Genomic DNA, 20,031 nt, shown 5'->3' on the forward strand with positions numbered 1-20,031 from the left:
ATTTAATACTAATGTCTTTTATAATAGCTTTTCATATATTATATAATCAATCTTTATAAGTCCTTTTATAAATTTCTTTTCTACCATTTTCGATAAATTCCTGTTTAATATTTTTAATTCCATAAACAATAGTTTCAATAGGATAATATTCTTCAACTATATCTTGATATTCTTTTGCTTTCTCAATATCTATATTTCCATACATTCTTAATATATCTTCTCCAAAATTTGTTCCTATTTCTTCTTCACTATCTTCAAGTAAGTATATAAAATCACAATATTCATCTATAATTCCAGAATCTCCAAAATCAATTATTCCAGTTAATCTATTATTGCCATCTAACAATAGATGATTACAACTAAAATCATTATGGCATAAACACTTTTTACCCTCAAAAACTGTTGTTGCATTTAGTCTTTCCATAAAACTTTCTATATAATCTTTTTCTATATCAGTTAAATCATTATAAATAGTTTCACGCAACAATATATACTCTTCTAATACATTTTGTTTATTATCAATAGTACATTCACTAATATCTGTATAATCTAAACCGTGCATTTGTCTTAAAAAACTGGCAATATCTCGTTTTAACAAATTTTGTTCTTCTTCTGACATAGTAGAATAAATTTTTGGTGTTAAAAAAGTTCCTTTAATTTCTTTATAACCTAGTATAGATAATTCATCACTAATATACGAATATTCAATATTAGGAATTTTTACATTAGTTTCTAAATTTGTATTTAAAAAATTATATATTGCTTTTTCTTTTGCATAACCTTTTTTCTTATTAGTACTAAATTTTGTTTTAAAAATGTATTCATTATTAACTAAATATGCCACACTATCATAACCACTACCGATTATTTCAATACTATCTACTTTGAAATTATCAAAGTAATGCTCAATTAAATATTTCATTGCCTTAACATTTGTGGCATTATCATCATATCTATATTCCATTAAATAACAATCTTCTTTTTTGCCCTCGTGTAATTCATGTTCTGGCAAATCTTCAATAATTCTAAAACCAGATTTTTGGTATGCCCTTATTGCTCTTGGATTATTTTTATGAGGGTCTAAAATAACTGCATTAGCATTTCTTTCTTTTTTCAAAAATTCAAAAATCAATTTAATATATCTTGTACCAATTCCTTTACTCCAATAATTTGGCTCTCCTATAAATTGATCCATACCATAGACTATCTCATCAGTTTTTGGATAATGATAATCAGTATATAACTCATCATACATTTTATATATTTGTCCATATCCAATAGGAACATTGTTATATTCAATAATTACTCTAAAAACTTCATCTTCCCAAGGCTCTGTATAATGTTTTTTTAATGATTCTAATGTATATTTTTTATCTCTACCACCATAAAATTCTAATACTCTTTCATCAGTTAACCATTTTAACATCAAAGGAAAATCATCATCTATTAAAGTTCTTATACATATTTCATTTTCAACTATATTCATTTATTTATCACCTTTTTCATAATCATATACATATACTATTTCATCTTTATAATCATTTTTACCACCTAATTTTTCATATACATGGCAAGCTCTAGGATTACCTTTATCAGTTATTAAAAACATTTCAGAACAACCAATCTCTTTAGAATATTCCTTAATAAAAGATAATAATTTTGAACCATAACCTTTGTCTTGATAGTTAGGTAACATTCCTATTGAGTGTAAATAAAACATTGTTTTTCCATCAGGTCTTAAAAGTGTATAGCAATATGCAAATCCTATAATTTTATTATTTTCTTTAGCTATAAACCCAAATGAACTGGTATCATTAAGAAATCCTTTTAAATTATCAATATCAAAAACCATATTATCATCAATTAAAACTTCTTCCATTTTTTCTGTCTGTATCTCATTTTCAATCAATTTCAAAAAATAACTTCCAATCCCTTTCCCTTGCAAGTCAGTCTTTACACAAAACTGGTCGATATAATATTCCATTCCGTTAATCCATGGTTTCTTCATTCCCACGCTGATAGCAATCATACAGTTTTGGTCTTTTAAGCCATACCCTACAAAGTAGTTATTGTTTATGTAGTTTTGAAAATAACTTATCACCTGCCCTTTGGAATTGTATGTATCATTCCAGGGGGCTTTTGTGAACACATCAATAAATAAATCTGCACATTCCTCAATGTGCTCCTTTGACAGTCTAATTATGTTCAAAAATTCTCCTCCCTCATATTTTCTTCCATTATACCACAATTCCGAGAGCGTGGAAATAGGGAGTTTTCCGGGCGGATTTCCTACCTCTTGGATATACGGGACGGGCGGTTATTTAGGTGTAGACTTAGGATAGTTCATCGATGGACAGCACCTTGAAAACAGAATGACCGTCCGAAAAGGAATACCCCGGCTGGGGAAGCACCGCAAGGAACCGGACTTCGGGACAAAATGTCCCGAAGCTGCGGGGAGCGTGCCAAAGCTGGAAATCCTTTCGGGGAAAACGGCAACGGAAAGCAAAATGGAGGGAACGCATGAGAAATAACCCCTATAAAGACTTGCCGCCGCTGGAACGCAGGCCGGACGGTTCCCTTTACCGCATGACACCGGCACAGAGGAAACAGGCGGCCAGCCTGATACGCCGGGAGTGCTGTTGCTGTGAGGACGGCAACTGCATTGTCCTTGACGATGGGGACACCTGCACCTGCCCGCAGACGGTTTCTTTCTCGGTCTGCTGTAAGTGGTTCCGCTGGGCGGTCTTGCCGCTGGACGGGACGCTGGAAGCGGAGATTTTCCGGGATAAGGACTTGAAACGCTGTGTGGTCTGCGGCGGTGTGTTCGTCCCCAAATCCAACCGGGCAAAATACTGCCCCGGCTGTGCCGCCAGAGTACACAGGCGGCAGAAAACAGAAAGTGAACGGAAAAGGAGGTCTGCTGTGGACAGTTAGGAGCGAGAAAAGCCTTGATTTATCAGGCTCCGCAAGCCCCAAACCGGGGCAGGTGGTATAAAGTATCGCCCACCCCGGAAAACGGGCTTCTAACCGTCCACAAAACGCACTATGACAAATACCATCTATATCCATCAGCCGGAAAAGGCGTTCAGCTTCACCCGGCTCCCGAATTTCCTCTTTGAAGCCCCCACATTCAGGCCCCTGTCCAACGAGGCAAAGGTTCTGTACGCCTTTATCCTGCGCCGGACAGAGTTATCCCGCAAGAATGGGTGGGCGGATGACTGCGGACGGATTTTCCTGTATTACCCCATCTGCGAGGTGGTTGACCTGCTCCACTGTGGGCGGCAGAAAGCGGTGAACACCCTGCGGGAACTGCAATACGCCGGACTGGTGGAAATCCAGAAGCAGGGCTGTGGAAAACCCAACCGCATTTTCCCAAAATCCTATGAAGCGGTTCCAAACACCGACTTCAAGAAATCCCGTTCTGGTACGCCGGAGGGCTGAAAACCGTACCCATGAAGTACGGAAACCGCCCCCCCTGAAGTACGAAAACCGGACGGTATATAGAAATACAAAGATTAAAATGATTTATTTATATCCATTCCATTCCTATCGTATCAGAGATAATTCCGGCGGGATTTTCCCTGTGGAAAACCCCGGATAGGAAAGGAATGGGGAAAGGAGCAGAATGGCACAACACGCAATTTTGCGGTTTGAGAAGCACAAGGGCAACCCGGCAAGGCCGCTGGAAGCCCATCACGAAAGACAGAAAGAACAATACGCCAGCAACCCCGACATTGACACAAGCCGGAGTAAATACAACTTCCATATCGTCAAGCCGGAGGGACGCTATTACCACTTCATTCAGAGCCGTATCGAGCAGGCCGGATGCCGGACGAGGAAAGACAGCACACGGTTTGTCGATACGCTGATAACTGCCAGCCCGGAGTTTTTCAAGGGGAAATCTCCAAAGGAGATACAGGCGTTTTTCCAGAGGGCGGCAGCTTTCCTCATTGGCCGGGTAGGACGGGAAAATATCGTGTCGGCGGTGGTACATATGGACGAGAAAACGCCCCACCTGCATTTGACCTTTGTTCCGCTGACAAAGGACAACCGCCTGTGTGCAAAGGAGATTATCGGCAACCGGGCAAACCTGACGAAGTGGCAGGATGATTTTCACGCCTATATGGTGGAGAAATATCCCGACTTGGAGCGTGGGGAAAGTGCCAGCAAGACAGGCCGGAAGCATATCCCCACCCGGCTTTTCAAACAGGCGGTTTCCCTCTCCAAACAGGCCAGAGCCATTGAAGCCGCCCTTGACGGCATTAACCCACTGAACGCCGGAAAGAAAAAAGAGGAAGCCCTCTCCATGCTGAAAAAGTGGTTCCCGCAGATGGAGAACTTCTCCGGGCAGTTGAAAAAGTACAAGGTCACGATCAAAGACCTTTTGGAAGAAAATCAAAAGTTGGAAGCAAGGGCAAAGGCCAGTGAAAAAGGCAAGATGAAAGATACGATGGAACGGGCAAAGCTGAAAAGCGAACTGGACAATTTACAGCGGCTGGTTGACCGTATCCCGCCGGATATACTGGCGGAACTGAAACGGCAGCAGCGGCACACGGTAAAGGAAAGGTGATAGTATAAGCAGAAATTTTCGCCGCTCCTGTGCGGCATTGTACCTTGAAAACTGAATATGGAGGACACTGGATGGCAAAAAGCGAAAGCGATATTTTTACACCCCGGACAGGGCAGGTCATACAAGCAGAGAACGGCACGCAGTATTTTGTATGTGGGAACAACCGTATAAAAATCTCCGAACACTTCGCCGCAGGCGGGAAGCCCCTCGGTGATCTGATTGTAGATGTGGTGCGGCATACCGCAGAAAAAGCCGCTTCAACCTGATAGCCCATCATTGATAACACGCCCACGCTTATGATATAATTGCCATAGAGCAAAAGTATTGTAAGCGTGGGTTGTTTCTTTAGAAGGAGGATTTTTAACGGTGAAACAACCTTACAATACTACGATTTACAACACGGCGCTTTATATGAGATTGAGCCGGGACGATGAACTGCAAGGAGAAAGCGGGAGTATTCAGACACAACGCATGATGCTCCGGCAATATGCCGCCGAGCATGGCCTGAATGTCATAGATGAATATATCGACGATGGATGGTCTGGAACGAACTTTGACAGGCCGGATTTTCAGAGAATGATTGATGACATTGAGGACGGGAAAATCAACTGCGTTGTTACGAAGGATTTATCCCGCTTAGGCAGAAACTACATTCTGACCGGCCAGTACACGGAAATCTACTTTCCCAGCAAAGGCGTCCGCTATATCGCTGTCAATGACAATGTGGACACCATCAACGGAGAGAATGAGCTTGCCCCATTCCTCAACATTCTGAATGAAATGCACGCCCGCCAGACCAGCAAAAAGGTAAAGGCGGCCATGCGGACACGGTTCGCAAATGGCGCACACTATGGAGCCTATGCTCCGCTTGGCTATGTCAAAGACCCGGATAAGAAAGGCCATCTTCTGATTGACCCGGAAACAAGGTGGATTATCGAAAAGATTTTTGACCTTGCCGTTCATGGCCGGGGAGCCGCCAGCATTACACGGATTTTGGTCGAAGAAAAAGTACCTACTCCCGGCTGGCTGAATTTCCAGAGATACGGCACTTTCGCAAATATCTATGCCGGAGCGCCGGAGGAAAAAGCCTATGCGTGGACGATAGCGCAGGTGAAAAGTATTCTGAAAGAGGAAACCTATATCGGACACAGCGTCCACAATAAGCAGACCAATATTTCATTCAAAAACAAGAAGAAAGTACGCAAGCCAAAAGAGGAATGGTATCGTGTGGAGAACACCCACGAAGCGATTATTTCCGAAGATGTGTTCCGTCAAGTACAGGAGCAGATTTGCAACAGGCGCAGACGGCAGAAGAACGGCACAACACAGATATTTTCCGGGCTGGTAAAATGTGCGGACTGCGGCTGGTCGCTGGCCTATGGTATGAACAGCCAGAACAAAAATCACTATGCCCACTACCATTGTAGCAAGTACGGGCAAGGATTGCACCAGTGTTCCATGCACTATATCCGCTATGATGTGCTTTACGCCTATGTCCTTTCCCGTCTGCAATACTGGTCTGTGCTGGTACAGCAGGATGGGGACAAACTTCTGAAACGGCTACTTAACGCCAGCGACAAGGAACGCAATACTGCAAGGAAGCGGCAGACAGCCGAACTGAAAAAGGCGGAAAAGCGCAAAGCAGAAGTAGACACCCTGTTTGCAAAAATGTATGAGGACTGGTCTGCCGGACGCATTACAGAATACAATTTCAATATGCTGTCCGAAAAGTATCAGGGCGAACAGCGAGAATTGGACGCAAAAATTGAACGGCTTCACGAAGCGATGGAGGTCGCCGCCCAGACAGCGGTTGACGCTGAAAAGTGGATAGGTCTGATGAAACAGTATGTCAATCCCACAGAATTGACGGCTGAACTTCTGAATACGCTGATTGAAAAAATCCTTGTCCATGAAGCGGTCAAAAGTGAGGACGGAAGCCGGGAACAGGAAGTGGAAATCTTCTACCGCTTTATCGGCAAAATCGAATGACACATCTTGAGATACCCAACAATATCTTTAACTAAGGGAAACGGGGGCTGCCATGCCGGATATTACCCTGATTCCCGCCATCGCCTTCCTTTTCGGTGTGTCCACTGATGAGCTTTTCGAATACAACCGCCTTGAAAATGAGGAGCGGGTCTTTGAGATCTGTTCGGATGCCGCCCAGTACCGCAGAACCGACCCGGAGCGTTCTGCCGCCATCCTCCGAAACGGCCTGAAGCAGTTTCCGGGCAATGACATCATTCTCAACAATCTTCTCTATGCGCTCCACCTGCCGGAGCACGGCAGCGAAATCATTGCCATCTGCAAATCCCTGATCGCCTCCACCCATGACGACGAGGTGAAGTACGACGCCATCCGCATTCTGGCGGATACCTATTCCCGGCTGGGCAAGCAGGATCTGGTGGAGCCCACCCTGGAGCAGCTGCCGGAAGTTTATTTCACAAAGCTGGAGCAGATGGCCCTTCTGCTGGAGGGGGAAAAGGCGGCAAAGGCCGCACAGGCCCACATGGGCCTGTGCATGGATCAGCTGTTCGATATGCTTATGGTCCTGCGCGGATACGCGGATGAGCAGGGGGACGGGGCGGAAGCCGAAAAATACCGCCGCATCGCCCTGGACTTTGCGGACGTCTTCCGCCGAAATGATCCCCGGGCTTTCGCCGAAGACCCGACCTACCGCTGGCTCCGGGAGGAATCCGCAAAGCTGTAAAAAGGCTTCCTCTGGGGGAACTGACACGGCCCTTGGACTGTGACTGATGAGAGACGGCACAACCTTCCCAGCGGAACGGCAACGCAAACGATTTTCCGAAGGGGAAGCCGGTTGCCTCTGTTTTATTTAAGAATATAGTGCGCCCTCCTGTGATTTTTGATATGTACCCCCAATACTGGACACCCGGTATTGGGGGTACATGCCAGTTTTTTGGCGCAGCAAGGCATACCCTCCCCGCATTTAAAAAGCGCCGCAAGGGTGTTGCTGTGCTGCTTATTTTCAGAAAAATCGATTCGTGAAAAAATATTCCAGCACTAAAACTGATTTCGTTATTATGTGGCTTGACTTATAAATATGGCAATGGTGAAATATGTCTCGTAAAAATCAAATGCGAGTTATGTATCTTGGGCTTGCCTGACATAATATGAATTATGTACAGTAATACGCTGTTTCGGCACCGAAATCGGAGTGATTGGAGCGATTTTAACTGCGCACGAATGTGCCGGAGGATAAAGTAGGAGGTATTTCGATGAATAAGAGATGCAGGAAAACGAGAGGTTTACCCCTGAGACTTGCCGCGCCGCTGCCGCTGAAATAAACCGGAAAGGAGCCCCGTTCATGGAAAAAGCACCTGCTGCTCGGGGGTATACCGCCGTGGATATCACAGGCCGGCGCTTTGGCCGATTGGTGGCGCTGCACCCCACAGAGAAAAGAGACAAGAAGGACTCTGTGATCTGGCACTGCCATTACGACTGCGGCAGGGATGTGGACGTGCCCTATAACTCCATGGTGTATGCCAATCAGGTGGCCATGCGTTACGAAGTGAATCTCAAATCAAAAGAGGTGGGTTTGTCAGAATGAAACACCACACCAATAAGAAAAAACGGCTGCTTCAGATTGTGGCGTGCATCGTTTCACTATATTGTGCAATCTTGCTGGTCACGCATTATATCGACCGCAGCCTTTCCGCAGGGAATGACGGCGAGCGTTACGGAGATTTAACTGGGCGGTTTTCAGCTAAATATTCTATCAAATATGAAGGAAACGTTTATGAATACCGTGAAAAACAGCTGGTAAACATCTTGCTGCTGGGTATTGACGCCAGAAGTGACACGCAGTATTCAGATGGAAGATACGGAAGTCAGGCGGACTTTGTGCTGCTGCTCTGTATTGATAAACAGGAGAAGAGCATTACTCCGATTCATATTGACCGTGACACGATGACAGACGTACCCATTTACGGTCCGTTCGGTGATTCAGCCGGAAGCCGGGTGATGCAGCTTTGCTTGGCGCAAGCCTATGGAAGCGATGTCGCTGAGGGAAGCAAAAACACAGAAAAAGCCGTGTCAGATTTGTTTGCGGGCATTCCCATTGACTACTATGTGGCAATGTATTTGGATGGCGTTTCCACATTCAATGATGCGCTGGGAGGCGTGACGGTGACGCTGGAAGATGACTTTTCTCAGCTTGATCCTGAGATGGTCAAGGGCAGGACAATCCATCTGGAGGGAAAGCAGGCGGAAATATTTGTCCGCAATCGCCGCGAAGTGTCTGACGGTACAAATGCCATGAGAATGCGCCGTCAACGGCAATACATGGATGAAGCCCTTCCCCTGTTTCTCGAGCGTACATCGTCAGATTTGGACTTTATTGGAAATCTCTACGATTCGATGAGCGAGGAGCTGACAACAGATATGGAACGGGGCTTCCTTATCAACGAGGCGTACAAATACAGCCGGTATACCTGCGGGGACATTTTGACACTGGCTGGGACGCATCGCATTGGGGAAGATGGCTTTGTAGAATTCTATCCAGACAGGCAATCATTAAACACATTTATTTTAGAAACATTTTTTGAGTAACGTAGTTCTATGTGAGGAGGATTTGTATGAAAAAGATTATTGCTTTGTTGACAGTTGCCCTTGCTCTTACCGCTGTATTTTCGGGATGTGCGAAAACAACACCGCAGAGCGCGGACAGCGCGGCAATGCCGCAGACGCAGACCGAGGCACAGACCGAGGCGCAGACGATGCCGTCGGAATCTGTGGAGCAGACGCTTCCGGAAGATGACTTTGATTTTTCTTCACAGATTCTGTCTGATCCCAGCGACATTTGCTATACCGACGTCCCGGGTATGCCGACGCAGGATTTCGTCTTGTCGTTTGAAGATGTAAGGAACGGGAAAACCCATGAAGTCGCGGTGGAGGAACCGGATAAGCTGACAAGCAACGCGCTTTCCGACATTTATAACTTTGTACAGACAGAGCAGCGCAAGCCTGTCCGCTACTTTGACGAAGAGGTACAGAAAGCGGTGGAGGAGCTGCTGCCCAAGGGGGCCGGCGTGGATATTCTGCATATGACGGAGTTTATGCAGATTCGCATTGAAAAGGCAGAGGACAAAAACTGCGACGCAAAGGCAACCGCAGTCATTGACGCAGACTATATCCCTAATCGGCTTGTAATCGTCATGGTGGGAGATCGCCGGGCGTGCAAAGACGACCAGGATTTTGGGGCGATTGAATGGACGCCGCTTAAGGCTTCCGTCACGGAAGTGGGGAAAATCGAATTTGTGCTTCCCGCGGAGCTTGTGGAGCGTGTGGAAGGAGAAGACATTGTTTTCTCTGTCCTGACAGACCGCATCGGAACCCATGGCGGAGTAATTCGCTATGAAGATGGTGAGATTGTCATTACATATCCCAGTAAGACGGCTGACGATACAGCCATTGTTCAGGAGTCCGTTGGAGAAAGCGGAACAAAGCTGCCGGAGTCGTTTAAAGTCCGCCGTGAAGAGGAAACTGAGACTATCCGCGAAGAGATTTCGGAAATGCGCACGCAGAGGGCTGCGGAAAAACCATTTATCAGCTTTTATCCGCTTACAGCACAGCGCGAGGCACAGCTTCTTCTGCCGGATGGATTTGACACGGACAGCCTGGTTACCTATGAAATCCTGAGTGTGGATTGTGTGAACTATAAACACACATACGGGGATGTGCTTGTTCGCTTCAGCTTTGCGACGCCGTTTAAGGACGGCCAGAGCATCGTCGCTATGCTTGGATTGGAACGGGAGAATCAGACGGATACCGACGGCCATGCATTAGACTGGGTTGCGCTGCGGGCGGAAGTGAAGGATGGTTTTGTTGATATCACCTTCCCGCAGGTTGGCTTGGAGGTCATGGAGGAGCACCCCGCGCTGTTGGCTGTGCTGAGTGAGCCATTGACCTGATAAAACAGATACGGCGGGGGAAGCCTGCCATGGGAAGGATACTGAAGCAATGGCTGAACAAAGAAACAATGATTTCCAGGGGAACAGAACAGAGCTGTATGAAACGCAAAGGATTGCCGAGGCTATTTCCCGTACGCTGCTGACGGCGGAGAAAGCAAGCGCTTCAAGTGAGCGTCCGGGGAACGCCGCCGGCACCGGCCTGGACGGCAGGAACTCGGTTGAACTTGTCTACCTGGTTTTGTCCAAATTCAAGTATATTCTTCTTAGCGCAGTGCTGAGTGCAATTCTCGTTGGAACATATGTGTTCTTTTTGATGAGTCCTGTGTACGCGGCAACCGCGAAGCTCTATATTATGGGTCAGGACAGCAGCTCCATCCTTGCCGATCTTCAAATCGGTTCCTATTTGACGAAGGATTATCAGGAGGTTTTTCAAACCTGGGAAGTCCATGAGATGGTGCGGGAGGAATTGAACCTGCCATACACTTATAAAGACATGCAGGAGATGCTGACGGTAACGAATCCTTCTGATACGCGCGTACTCTATATCACGATCAAGAATACGGACCCGGATTTGGCTACGAAGATGGCAAATTCCTATGCCAAAGCCGCGAAGAAGTTCATTGTTGAAACAATGGATTCTGAGGAGCCGAGCACCTTTTCTGTGGCACTGGTTCCCGGCATGGCCACGGGTATCAGCAGGACAAGCTATGTCGCGATTGGGCTGCTGGCGGGGACCGCACTGGCGGTTTTGGTGATTCTATTGAAGGAACTGCTTGATACCCGGCCCAAAACTCCGGAGGATATTTCTCAGTACGCGGGTATTCCTACACTGGCGATTATACCGTCTACAACGCAGACCACAAAAAGAACAAGAGGATGAAGCATGAACCAAATTGAAATTTCCAGACTTCCGGCGCTGGAGTACGCCGCGAATGAAGCGTTCAATACGCTGTCAACCAACTTGTTTTATTGTGGAACAGACATAAAAACTATTCTGATAACCAGCCGATACGCGTCCGAGGGAAAGACCTTTACTTCTATGAACCTGATGCGGACACTGTCCAGCCTCAATAAGCGCGTTGTTTTGCTGGATACCGATTTGCGGCGCTCGGGAATGATTGGTCAGTTTCGTGTCCGATTTGATACCAGCACACCTATGGGGCTTGCGCAATATTTGGCCGGTATGTGCCAGATGAAGGACATATTATACGAAACAAACATTTTTAACGCCTATATGATTCCTGTGGGGCGTGAGGTGAGCAACCCTCTGCAGCTTCTGTCAACCGGACGTATGCCGGAGCTTATGGAACAGCTCCGCAGCAGCTTTGATGTTGTTCTGGTGGATTCTCCGCCGGCAGGCGTGGTTGTAGATGCGGTGGAAATTGCAAAATACTGCGACGGAGCGTTGATTGTCGTTTCTTATAACCGGGGAAAGAAACAGGAGATCGGCGATGTAAAGGCCGCAATCGAAAAAACGGGATGCAAGGTATTGGGGGCGGTCCTGAACGATGTGGATTTTGACGCGTACAGCAACCGCAAATATTACTACAAGTCCGAACGCTATACCTATTATTATAAAAACCAATACGGCGCGCATGGCGGTAAAAAGACTGCTCAGAAAAAGTGAAGTATGGATAGGTTTGTCGATTTGCACCAGCATGTTCTCTGGGGAATAGACGACGGTCCTCAAAACCGTGAGGAGATGATCGCGCTTCTGCGAAGGAATGCGGAGCAGGGAATCGGAATCGTTGCGGCGACGCCGCATGCGCTGCCGGGCGTCCGTCCTTTTGATATTGAGCTTTATTGGCAGAGACTGAAAGAAGCGCAGTCCTATTGCTCCGAGGAAAATCTGCCGCTGCGTGTTATCTCTGGAGCGGAGATCCGATATACACCGATGACGCTTTCCATGCTCCTGGATCGCAGAATTCCAACATTGGGAGATTCAGAGTATGTTCTGCTGGAGTTCTGGGGGACGGTGGACAGGGGGACGTTTGAAAATGCGATCAGCCAGCTATTTCGCCACGGCTTTCTTCCGGTTGTCGCTCATGTGGAGCGTTATCGGCTGTTTTGGCAGGATTTGTCTTTCTTGAAAGCTATAAAAGAAAAATACGATGTATGCTATCAGATGAACTGCGATTTTGCGTTGAAGCACAATCTGTCCGCATCGCTGCTCGTCCATCGGCTGACTCACAATCAGATTGCAGATATCTGGGCAACAGATGCCCATAATCTGGAAACCCGTCCACCCAGAATGGCAGAGGCATTTCAATTTTTTTCGGAAAGAAAAAACAGGAAGGCACTCGAAATGTTTGTCACGGAAGAACGGTTTTGTTGAGGAGGGATGCGCTACGGATACACCAAGGAAGCGTATCCTGATTGTCAACAACAATATGCATATTGGCGGCGTCCAAAAGGCGCTGGTAAACCTGCTGAAGGAAATTGCCTCCGAGTATGAAGTTACCCTGCTCCTTTTCTATAAAGGGGGAGAACTGTTGCGGGATGTTCCGGAAAACGTCAGGGTTATTACTGCGTGCAGAGTGCTTCGCGGGTGGGGCGCGACCCGGGAGGATGCTGCGGGGCTGCGACTTCAGCTTTCGCGGGCGTTCTCCGCGGCGATTACGCGTGCAGCCGGTCGCAAATGGATATGCAGAATTCTGTTCCCGTTTCAGAAAAAGCTGAGAGGATACGATGTTGCCATTTCATATCTTCACAGCGGAAATGACCATGTGTTTTACGGTGGATGCAATGAGTTTGTTCTGCGCTGCACGGAAGCTGAAAAGAAAATCAGCTTTCTTCATTGCGACTATGAAAAAATGCGCGCCGGCTCTCGATACAACGCCAGTATATACCAGAAGTTTGACGCGATTGCGGCCTGCTCAGCCGGGTGTAAAGATGCTTTTTCAGCGGTATTTCCGGAACTGAAACAAAAGGTTCAGGTTGTACGCAACTGCCATGATTATGAGCGGCTTCACCATGATGCCGCGCAAGCCCCGGCTGCTTTATCAAAGACCTTGGTAAACGTTGTAACGTTATCCCGATTTGGCAGGGAAAAAGGAGTCCTCCGCGGCATTCAAGCGGCGGCTGATGTACAGAGAGCGGGAAAAAGGCTGCGCTATTTTATTATCGGAAACGGTGTGGAGTATCCGAAGGCCGCCGCAATGGTAAAACGGCTCGGACTTGAAACGAGCGTTACGCTTTTGGGAGAAATGCTCAATCCGTATGGATATCTGAAGGCGGCGGACGTTCTGCTGATTCCCTCTTTTTCTGAGGCAGCGCCGATGGTGATCGGCGAAGCGGCAAGTCTCGGCACACCGGTTCTGTCAACCAGGACCTCCTCGGCAGAGGAAATGATCCTTTGCTCGGGATACGGCTGGGTATGTGATAACACGCAGGTGGGAATTACGGAGGGCTTGGAGCGGCTTCTCGCAAACCCCGAAATTCTGAAGAGCCATCGAGAAAGTCTGGAGAAGATGGTGTTTACAAACTCGGACGCGATTACCGAGTTTCGCCATCTGATTTCATGATCAGACAAATTGCATGGAGAAATGCGGATCGTTCTATGATTATTCGAAGAACACGAAATAAGTTTGGCAAAAAAACGAAAAAAGGCGGGGCTTGGCAAAAAAAGCAATTTTCGATTTGGGAGTTCCTTTTTCTGCTCCGCGCAAAGGCTCCCTATATAGTACTGTCAGCGCTTCTTGGAGCCGGTTTGTCTCTATGTTATTTCAATTGGATGCTCCCCCCGCGTTATACCGCAACCGCCAAACTTTATATTACGGGCCAGGAAACACTCAGCGGGAATCTGTCGTCTATCCGAACCGGGACGCTCCTGGCAATCGACTATCAGGAAGTTTTCAAGACATGGGAACTGCAAGAGAATGTTACGGATTTTCTCGGGTCGGACAGCCGCCTGCTCCGGCCGGAGCAGGTGGAGATCAGCAACCCGGCGGGAACCCGGGTGCTATATATCAGCTGCACCGCCGAAGTCCCTCAGGAGGCAGCAAAATTTGCGAACGCTTATGCGCTGGCAGGGCAAAAGTTTATGTTTACGACAATGCGTGTCCCACAGCCGATTTTGTTTTCAGAGGCAATTCCTCCTGACGAAAGCTCTGGCATGGGACAAAAGAGCTTTGCGGCTATGGGCTTTATCTGGGGTACTTCCCTGGCTGTATGCGCGATTTTTCTGAGATTCACATTTGATGACCGTCCACATAAACCACAGGATATTGAAGCAGCGGCTGGGATCCCTACATTGGCGATTGTCCCAAAGTCAAAAGTGTTGTCCGGGACCAGAAAGTATAAGAATAGGGGAGAGTCGTGGAAAGGCTGAATAAAAAGGTTTCAATCATAATGCCGGTCAATAATGCGTCCGGCACAATTCGAGACGCTGTGGATTCCGTGCTGCGGCAGACCTACCGGAATTACGAGCTGATTATTGTTGAGGACTGTTCAGAAGACGATTCTCTTTCGATTGCGCGGGGCTATGAACGGACAGACTCGCGAATCAGAGTGATCGAAAACCCGGTTAACAAAGGTGTCGCTTCTTCCAGAAATACAGGCATTCGAGCGGCTGATGGTGCGTATATCGCGTTTCTTGACAGCGATGATATTTGGCTTGAGAACAAGTTGGAGCGGCAGGTCGGTTTGCTGGAGAAAACGAAAGCACAGTTTACCTGCTCCTCCTATGATTTTATTGACGAAGCCAACCGGCCGCTCCTGCGGCCCCATCTTGTTCCTGATGTAATTAACTATCAAACGATTCTGAAAGAGAACATAGTATTATGCTCAACGGTATGCGCGGAGGCGGCCCTTCTTAAAGAGCATCCCTTCCGTTCGGATTATCTGCATGAAGACTATGTTTTGTGGCTGGAGCTTTTCAGAATGCCAATTCAAATCAAAACAGACAGACACGTTTTGACCCATTATCGCCTGATGAAGGGATCCCGTTCCCATAACAAGCTCCGCGCGGCGGCTTCACGCTGGCGGATCTATCGGGAATATCTGGAAATGGATATATTCAGAAGTCTGTTTTACTTTCTCCAGTATTCTGTCAACGGAGTCAAAAAATACTATCTTTGAAACAGGGAGAAGGGGGGGATGCATATGCGCGATCGGGATGACAGCGGGCAAGAAGTCTCTGGCGGGTCAAGTCTTACGCAGCACCAGAACGCGTTAAAAGTTCTGCTGAACGCCTTCGCGGATGTATGCGAGCAGAACAATATCCCTTTTCAGCTTTACGCGGGGACGCTGCTTGGCGCGGTCCGGCATCAGGGCTTTATCCCATGGGATGATGATGTTGATGTTTTGATGCCCAGGGATGCGTACGAGCGTTTCCTGCAGATTGCGCCGCAGACGCTGGAACCGGATGTCTTCTTTGTACAGGGCGAAAACTCTGCGCATTGGCCAATGTTTTTTTCAAAACTGCGGCTGAACAATACTGCCTGCATGGAGAAGTATATTCCAAAAGATCCGCTGATGCACCAGGGCATCTATATAGATATTTTCCCCTATGACAACCTGTCAGACTGCAGCGTTGTCCGTATGCTGCAATTCTGTGGGTCAAAGGTTGTTATAGCGAAGGGGCTTCAACTGCGTGGTCTGGCGACAAACAGTGTTCTGAAAAAAGCCGTGATGCAGGCGAGCACATTGATCCCTGGCCCTGTGGTTCGGAAAATCCATGAGTATGTGCTGAACCGCACACACCCTCGGACAAAAATGGTACATACTTTTTTCGCCGCCGGTTCGATGTATCAAAAAAATGTATTTCCCCGGGCGTGGCTGGAGGAGACGGTTGTGATGCCATTTGAAGGACGCGGCTACCCGGTTTCCGCCCACTATGACGCGCTGCTGCGCAGATTGTATGGAGACTATAGGATCCTGCCCAGTGAAGAGGACAGAAAACGCAAGGAGCATAACTTCCTCGTTGATATAGACCGCCCATATACGGAGTATTTGGGATACCAAAGGAATCAAAAAATTGAGGTATTCTATGAAAGTATCCGATAGAAAGACAAGGCGGGAAGAGCAATTGCGTGTGGAACTGCTGATTGCGACCATGAACCGGAAGGACGATTCCATTTTAGAACAGATGCGTGTTCAAAGTGATGCTGTTGTGATTAATCAGGGCAGCCCCTTTCAATGGCGGGAATTCCGGCAGAATGCCCATCTGGTTCGTTTTCTCTGCTGCGAGGAACTGGGGGTCGGCCTGAGCCGGAATACGGCGCTGATGCGCGCGCGCGGAGACATCTGCCTGTTCGCGGACGATGACCTTGTTTACCGTGATGGCTATGCGGAAATGCTGGGGAGAGCTTTCAGAGATTTCCCTGACGCGGATGTTCTTGTGTTCAACATCCAGTCAATAGGCGCAAGGAAAAACAGATATCAGATTCAAAGACCGATGCGTGTGCACTGGTATAATTTTGAACGCTACGGCGCGGCAAGAATAGCCGTCCGGCGTACCAGCATTTTTCAGCATCATATTTCGTTCTCCCTGCTTTTTGGCGGGGGAGCCCAATATTCCTGCGGCGAGGACACGCTGTTTCTTCGCGACTGCCTGAAAGCCGGACTGAAAATCTACGCCGTGCCCTTCACCCTGGCGGATGTGGACGACAGTTCGTCCTCCTGGTTTCGCGGCTATGATGAAAAGTTTCTCAGGGATCGAGGCGCTCTGTACCGAGCCATGTATCCGCGGCTGACGCTTCTTTGGTGCTTCATTTACCTGCTGCGTCACAGAAGGGTATGGCAGGAAAACGGCAGCTTCACCGGCTCTCTGCGGAGTATGAAAAGGGGCGCGCGGGACTACACTGCGCATGGCGGCGAATATGTGAAAGAAGAGAGTTAGTTGTGGGAGTATCTTGTAAGATAAGGCGAAAAATAGGAGCGCTGCTCTATTATGCTGTGGCGCAGCATCTCCCGGTTTCCTATTCCGGTATCAAAATTGGGCAAACTCAGCTGAGACGCTTTTGCGGTCGGCTGATGCTGCGTCACTGCGGAGTACAGGTAAATATTGAGCGTCATGCGTATTTTTCTCCAAAGGTGTCTTTGGGAGATTACTCCGGAATCGGGTTTAATGCCAGAATTCATGGCACCTGCGAAATTGGCGCATATGTCATGATGGGAGAAAACTGTACCATCATTACGCGCAACCATTGTCACGCACGAACAGATGTTCCCATGATGCGGCAGGGTTTTGAGCCTGAGATGCCGGTTCAAATCGGAGATGATGTTTGGATTGGAGACAATGTAACAATTCTGCCCGGGGTACATATTGGAAATGGGTGTATCATCGCTGCCGGCGCGGTTGTGACACAGGATGTTCCGGCATTTTCAATTTGTGCTGGCGTACCGGCAAAAGTAATCAAAACGCGAATATAACAAGATGTGATACTCACATAGTATCAGTGGGAAAAATATGAGAAAACATGCCCTGCTTTTTTGCTGTGCCCAGGTTCTGCTCCTGTGCTACGCGCAGATCCATAAAAACCGCATATTGATTTTCCTTTGCTTAGGGCTATTCCTGGTTCAGGCCGCATACACCTGTGTTCACAGCTATGAGCTGCCGGTGCTTTTGTTCTACCTGCCATGGACAGCGCTTCTGCGTTTTTCACCAGACAGTGTTTCATTCTATACATTGGCGCTGCTGATGATTGGGTGCATCAAAATCGTCAAAAACAAATTCATGCTCCAGAATTACTATGTCGCCATTGCCCTGGCAATTGCTGTCCTATCACTGCTTGCAAAAATCATAAGCGGCTACCGCCCTGCAAACAGCTACCTGATGTTCCTCGCAATGCTGGCGCTGTTCCCTACGCTGAATTTTGAAAACCGAGCCTATAATTTCTATTGGCTCACCGTTTTCTTTTCTCTTGGAATTGTTATCGCTGCCCTGATGGCGGAGAGATTTGCCGGTTATCCGAATATTGCCGAATACATAAAGGTGGATTCCTATCTGTCAATTACTCGCAGATGTGGTTTTTATGGTGATCCGAACTTCTATACGGCGCATATAACCGCTGCCATTGCCGCCTGCCTTGTTTTGATTGTCGATGGACAAAGGCGGGGGGAATCGGCTGTTTTGCTGGTTCTGACAGGAATCCTTGTATATTGTGGTTTTCTATCCGGTTCGAAATCCTTTTTCCTGATTTGGATTTTTCTGATGCTCCTGTGGGTGATCGAGATATGCCTGACCAGAGAAAAAATCACAAGGAAGGCAGCGCTGATTCTCAGCCTGGTGGTGTTTCTCGTTTATATCGCGTCTTCCTCCCTGTTTCGGGATAAAATCGACACAGTTCTTACACGGTTTTCCTGGGCAAACAATACCTCTGAGTTTACGACTGGGCGCACAGATCTTTGGAGAATATACCTGACCGCTATTTTTGACAGCCCAAAGCTGCTTTTCCTGGGACAGGGCTTTACAAATGTGCTGATTGCGCCAAAAGCATCGCACAATACATTGATACAACTGGTCTATCAGTTTGGCATTTTTGGCGGGGCCCTGCTCGTGGCATGGCAATGGGGGCTTTACCGGGAGGTGGTTGGCGATCAGCATTTGGCGGACATGAAAGTGATACGCACAGCCATGCTGGTTGTCGGGGCGATTCTTCCCTGGATAGCGGTGGATATTCTGTTTTTTGATGAACTGTTTCTGATACCGGCTTATGTATTTATAGGAATAAAAGAATTATGCTCAAAACAGCAAAGTGTTTGAAGAAAGCGTAGAGATGAATGATGATGAATGTGCGCACAGCGCCCTGTGCCGCTGTGGAAAAGAGAGGCTGCCGCGCGGCAAAGCGAGCGCTTGATATTGTCCTGTCCCTCCTCCTCGGCATTCTGTCGCTGATTCCCATGGGTATTCTCGCGGCTGTGATTGTGTGCAGAGACGGTGGCAGTCCTTTCTATGCTCAGTCCCGGGTGGGGCAAAACGGGCAGGAGTTTAAGCTGATAAAGCTGCGCTCCATGAAAAAAGGCTCGGATCGGCCGGAGGATATTCTGGACGAGCGGCAGATGCGGGAGTATCAAAAAGAATATAAGCTGGATGACGATCCGCGTCTGATTGGCTGGAAAAAGCCTGGCGACGGCAGCTGCTGCTTTGGAGCGAGGCTGCGGCGCAGCTCCCTGGATGAACTTCCGCAGATTCTGTTCAATGTCCTTCTTACAGGAAAAATGTCAATGGTCGGCCCAAGACCCATTCTCCGGCAGGAGCTGGAGGAGAATTACACGCGTGAGGAGCAGGAGCTTCTGCTGACTGTAAAGCCTGGGCTGACCGGCTACTGGCAGGTCAGTGCCAGAAATAACGCTTCCTATGGAGCGGGAGAGCGGCAGAAAATGGAGCTTTCCTATGCGCGGAATGCCAATCTCCTATGGGATATTCAAATATTGTTTCAGACCTTAAAGGCGGTAATCAGAAAGCAAGGCGCAAAATGAATTGCCCGCGTATAGTCTCCGTCCGTCATGCCGGTGTCGCGGCAAACAGGAGCCTGAAAGACGGACGGAGCGGGGGACGCAAGAATTCTGGCATCAGCCGTATAA

22 protein-coding genes are annotated in these 20,031 nt (G+C 47.7%); 20 read left to right on the forward strand and 2 right to left on the reverse strand.

The window, feature by feature from the left end:
• Window positions 1–46: 46 nt before the first annotated feature.
• Both aph(2'')-Ia and KQI10_RS11985 read right to left on the reverse strand, forming a co-directional pair.
• Window positions 47–1,486, reverse strand: a complete 1,440-nt coding sequence (gene aph(2'')-Ia / locus KQI10_RS09855; RefSeq protein ID WP_216567237.1) for an aminoglycoside O-phosphotransferase APH(2'')-Ia — start codon at window positions 1,484–1,486, stop codon at window positions 47–49.
• Window positions 1,487–1,879 carry a GNAT family N-acetyltransferase gene (locus tag KQI10_RS11985; RefSeq protein WP_000393259.1) on the reverse strand — a complete coding sequence of 131 codons (393 nt, stop codon included), beginning with the start codon at window positions 1,877–1,879 and terminating at the stop codon, window positions 1,487–1,489.
• 641 nt (window positions 1,880–2,520) lie between these two features.
• On the opposite strand from KQI10_RS11985, the gene KQI10_RS09865 reads away from it, so the two are divergent.
• The 20 genes from KQI10_RS09865 (at window position 2,521) to KQI10_RS09960 (ending at window position 19,926) form a co-directional block, all read left to right on the forward strand.
• Window positions 2,521–2,934, forward strand: coding sequence for a cysteine-rich VLP domain-containing protein (locus tag KQI10_RS09865; protein ID WP_002584985.1), 414 nt, complete (start codon window positions 2,521–2,523; stop codon window positions 2,932–2,934).
• A gap of 111 nt (window positions 2,935–3,045) precedes the next feature.
• Window positions 3,046–3,441 carry a replication initiator protein A gene (locus KQI10_RS09870; protein ID WP_216567238.1) on the forward strand — a complete coding sequence of 132 codons (396 nt, stop codon included), beginning with the start codon at window positions 3,046–3,048 and terminating at the stop codon, window positions 3,439–3,441.
• Between the two features lie 184 nt (window positions 3,442–3,625).
• A complete protein-coding gene (gene mobV, locus KQI10_RS09875) occupies window positions 3,626–4,570 on the forward strand; it encodes a MobV family relaxase (RefSeq protein ID WP_216567239.1) in 945 nt (314 codons plus the stop codon).
• A gap of 71 nt (window positions 4,571–4,641) precedes the next feature.
• Window positions 4,642–4,836, forward strand: a complete 195-nt coding sequence (locus tag KQI10_RS09880) for a hypothetical protein (protein WP_002334813.1) — start codon at window positions 4,642–4,644, stop codon at window positions 4,834–4,836.
• Window positions 4,837–4,981: 145 nt separating this feature from the next.
• The gene (locus KQI10_RS09885; protein WP_207726614.1) at window positions 4,982–6,559 is read left to right on the forward strand and encodes a recombinase family protein; all 1,578 of its coding nucleotides are present in this window, start codon (window positions 4,982–4,984) and stop codon (window positions 6,557–6,559) included.
• Between the two features lie 52 nt (window positions 6,560–6,611).
• Window positions 6,612–7,280: a hypothetical protein gene (locus KQI10_RS09890; RefSeq protein WP_216567240.1), complete on the forward strand. Its 669-nt coding sequence runs from the start codon at window positions 6,612–6,614 to the stop codon at window positions 7,278–7,280.
• Window positions 7,281–7,898: 618 nt separating this feature from the next.
• The gene (locus KQI10_RS09895; protein WP_216567241.1) at window positions 7,899–8,141 is read left to right on the forward strand and encodes a hypothetical protein; all 243 of its coding nucleotides are present in this window, start codon (window positions 7,899–7,901) and stop codon (window positions 8,139–8,141) included.
• Window positions 8,138–9,142 carry an LCP family protein gene (locus KQI10_RS09900; protein ID WP_216567242.1) on the forward strand — a complete coding sequence of 335 codons (1,005 nt, stop codon included), beginning with the start codon at window positions 8,138–8,140 and terminating at the stop codon, window positions 9,140–9,142. Before KQI10_RS09895 ends, KQI10_RS09900 begins: the two co-directional genes overlap by 4 nt.
• A 26-nt stretch (window positions 9,143–9,168) precedes the next feature.
• Window positions 9,169–10,503, forward strand: coding sequence for a hypothetical protein (locus tag KQI10_RS09905; protein WP_216567243.1), 1,335 nt, complete (start codon window positions 9,169–9,171; stop codon window positions 10,501–10,503).
• A gap of 49 nt (window positions 10,504–10,552) precedes the next feature.
• Complete coding sequence (locus tag KQI10_RS09910; RefSeq protein WP_216567244.1) at window positions 10,553–11,383, forward strand: YveK family protein; 831 nt, start codon at window positions 10,553–10,555, stop codon at window positions 11,381–11,383.
• Window positions 11,384–11,386: 3 nt separating this feature from the next.
• The gene (locus tag KQI10_RS09915; protein ID WP_216567245.1) at window positions 11,387–12,130 is read left to right on the forward strand and encodes a CpsD/CapB family tyrosine-protein kinase; all 744 of its coding nucleotides are present in this window, start codon (window positions 11,387–11,389) and stop codon (window positions 12,128–12,130) included.
• Between the two features lie 3 nt (window positions 12,131–12,133).
• A complete protein-coding gene (locus tag KQI10_RS09920) occupies window positions 12,134–12,838 on the forward strand; it encodes a CpsB/CapC family capsule biosynthesis tyrosine phosphatase (RefSeq protein WP_216567246.1) in 705 nt (234 codons plus the stop codon).
• Window positions 12,813–14,027: a glycosyltransferase gene (locus KQI10_RS09925; protein ID WP_216567247.1), complete on the forward strand. Its 1,215-nt coding sequence runs from the start codon at window positions 12,813–12,815 to the stop codon at window positions 14,025–14,027. The genes KQI10_RS09920 and KQI10_RS09925 overlap by 26 nt, the downstream gene beginning before the upstream one ends.
• A 35-nt stretch (window positions 14,028–14,062) precedes the next feature.
• A complete protein-coding gene (locus KQI10_RS09930) occupies window positions 14,063–14,833 on the forward strand; it encodes a YveK family protein (protein WP_216567248.1) in 771 nt (256 codons plus the stop codon).
• On the forward strand, window positions 14,821–15,582 hold the full coding sequence (locus KQI10_RS09935; protein WP_216567249.1) for a glycosyltransferase family 2 protein: 762 nt from the start codon (window positions 14,821–14,823) through the stop codon (window positions 15,580–15,582). Before KQI10_RS09930 ends, KQI10_RS09935 begins: the two co-directional genes overlap by 13 nt.
• A gap of 24 nt (window positions 15,583–15,606) precedes the next feature.
• Complete coding sequence (locus KQI10_RS09940) at window positions 15,607–16,509, forward strand: phosphorylcholine transferase LicD (protein WP_216567250.1); 903 nt, start codon at window positions 15,607–15,609, stop codon at window positions 16,507–16,509.
• Between the two features lie 28 nt (window positions 16,510–16,537).
• Entirely contained in the window at window positions 16,538–17,344 is an 807-nt protein-coding gene (locus tag KQI10_RS09945; RefSeq protein ID WP_216567251.1) for a glycosyltransferase family 2 protein, read from the forward strand.
• 2 nt (window positions 17,345–17,346) lie between these two features.
• Window positions 17,347–17,877: a DapH/DapD/GlmU-related protein gene (locus tag KQI10_RS09950; RefSeq protein WP_371818401.1), complete on the forward strand. Its 531-nt coding sequence runs from the start codon at window positions 17,347–17,349 to the stop codon at window positions 17,875–17,877.
• A 37-nt stretch (window positions 17,878–17,914) separates the two neighbouring features.
• Window positions 17,915–19,210, forward strand: coding sequence for an O-antigen ligase (locus tag KQI10_RS09955; protein ID WP_216567253.1), 1,296 nt, complete (start codon window positions 17,915–17,917; stop codon window positions 19,208–19,210).
• A gap of 17 nt (window positions 19,211–19,227) precedes the next feature.
• Window positions 19,228–19,926 (forward strand): sugar transferase, encoded by a 699-nt coding sequence (locus tag KQI10_RS09960; protein ID WP_216567254.1) that lies wholly within the window; start codon window positions 19,228–19,230, stop codon window positions 19,924–19,926.
• The last annotated feature ends 105 nt before the right edge of the window (window positions 19,927–20,031 follow it).

The organism is Pseudoflavonifractor sp. MSJ-30, assembly GCF_018918045.1.
Classification (GTDB): Bacteria; Bacillota; Clostridia; order Oscillospirales; family Oscillospiraceae; genus Faecousia.

What these genes read in the sequence shown, in the direction of transcription:
- KQI10_RS11985 (WP_000393259.1), bottom strand. Translation starts at nt 1,879, where the DNA reads ATGGAAGAAGTTTTAATTGATGATAATATGGTTTTTGATATTGATAAT.
- KQI10_RS09865 (WP_002584985.1), top strand. Translation starts at nt 2,521, where the DNA reads ATGAGAAATAACCCCTATAAAGACTTGCCGCCGCTGGAACGCAGGCCG.
- KQI10_RS09870 (WP_216567238.1), top strand. Translation starts at nt 3,046, where the DNA reads ATGACAAATACCATCTATATCCATCAGCCGGAAAAGGCGTTCAGCTTC.
- mobV (WP_216567239.1), top strand. Translation starts at nt 3,626, where the DNA reads ATGGCACAACACGCAATTTTGCGGTTTGAGAAGCACAAGGGCAACCCG.
- KQI10_RS09880 (WP_002334813.1), top strand. Translation starts at nt 4,642, where the DNA reads ATGGCAAAAAGCGAAAGCGATATTTTTACACCCCGGACAGGGCAGGTC.
- KQI10_RS09885 (WP_207726614.1), top strand. Translation starts at nt 4,982, where the DNA reads ATGAGATTGAGCCGGGACGATGAACTGCAAGGAGAAAGCGGGAGTATT.
- KQI10_RS09890 (WP_216567240.1), top strand. Translation starts at nt 6,612, where the DNA reads ATGCCGGATATTACCCTGATTCCCGCCATCGCCTTCCTTTTCGGTGTG.
- KQI10_RS09895 (WP_216567241.1), top strand. Translation starts at nt 7,899, where the DNA reads ATGGAAAAAGCACCTGCTGCTCGGGGGTATACCGCCGTGGATATCACA.
- KQI10_RS09900 (WP_216567242.1), top strand. Translation starts at nt 8,138, where the DNA reads ATGAAACACCACACCAATAAGAAAAAACGGCTGCTTCAGATTGTGGCG.
- KQI10_RS09905 (WP_216567243.1), top strand. Translation starts at nt 9,169, where the DNA reads ATGAAAAAGATTATTGCTTTGTTGACAGTTGCCCTTGCTCTTACCGCT.
- KQI10_RS09910 (WP_216567244.1), top strand. Translation starts at nt 10,553, where the DNA reads ATGGCTGAACAAAGAAACAATGATTTCCAGGGGAACAGAACAGAGCTG.
- KQI10_RS09915 (WP_216567245.1), top strand. Translation starts at nt 11,387, where the DNA reads ATGAACCAAATTGAAATTTCCAGACTTCCGGCGCTGGAGTACGCCGCG.
- KQI10_RS09920 (WP_216567246.1), top strand. Translation starts at nt 12,134, where the DNA reads ATGGATAGGTTTGTCGATTTGCACCAGCATGTTCTCTGGGGAATAGAC.
- KQI10_RS09930 (WP_216567248.1), top strand. Translation starts at nt 14,063, where the DNA reads ATGATTATTCGAAGAACACGAAATAAGTTTGGCAAAAAAACGAAAAAA.
- KQI10_RS09940 (WP_216567250.1), top strand. Translation starts at nt 15,607, where the DNA reads ATGCGCGATCGGGATGACAGCGGGCAAGAAGTCTCTGGCGGGTCAAGT.
- KQI10_RS09955 (WP_216567253.1), top strand. Translation starts at nt 17,915, where the DNA reads ATGAGAAAACATGCCCTGCTTTTTTGCTGTGCCCAGGTTCTGCTCCTG.
- KQI10_RS09960 (WP_216567254.1), top strand. Translation starts at nt 19,228, where the DNA reads ATGATGATGAATGTGCGCACAGCGCCCTGTGCCGCTGTGGAAAAGAGA.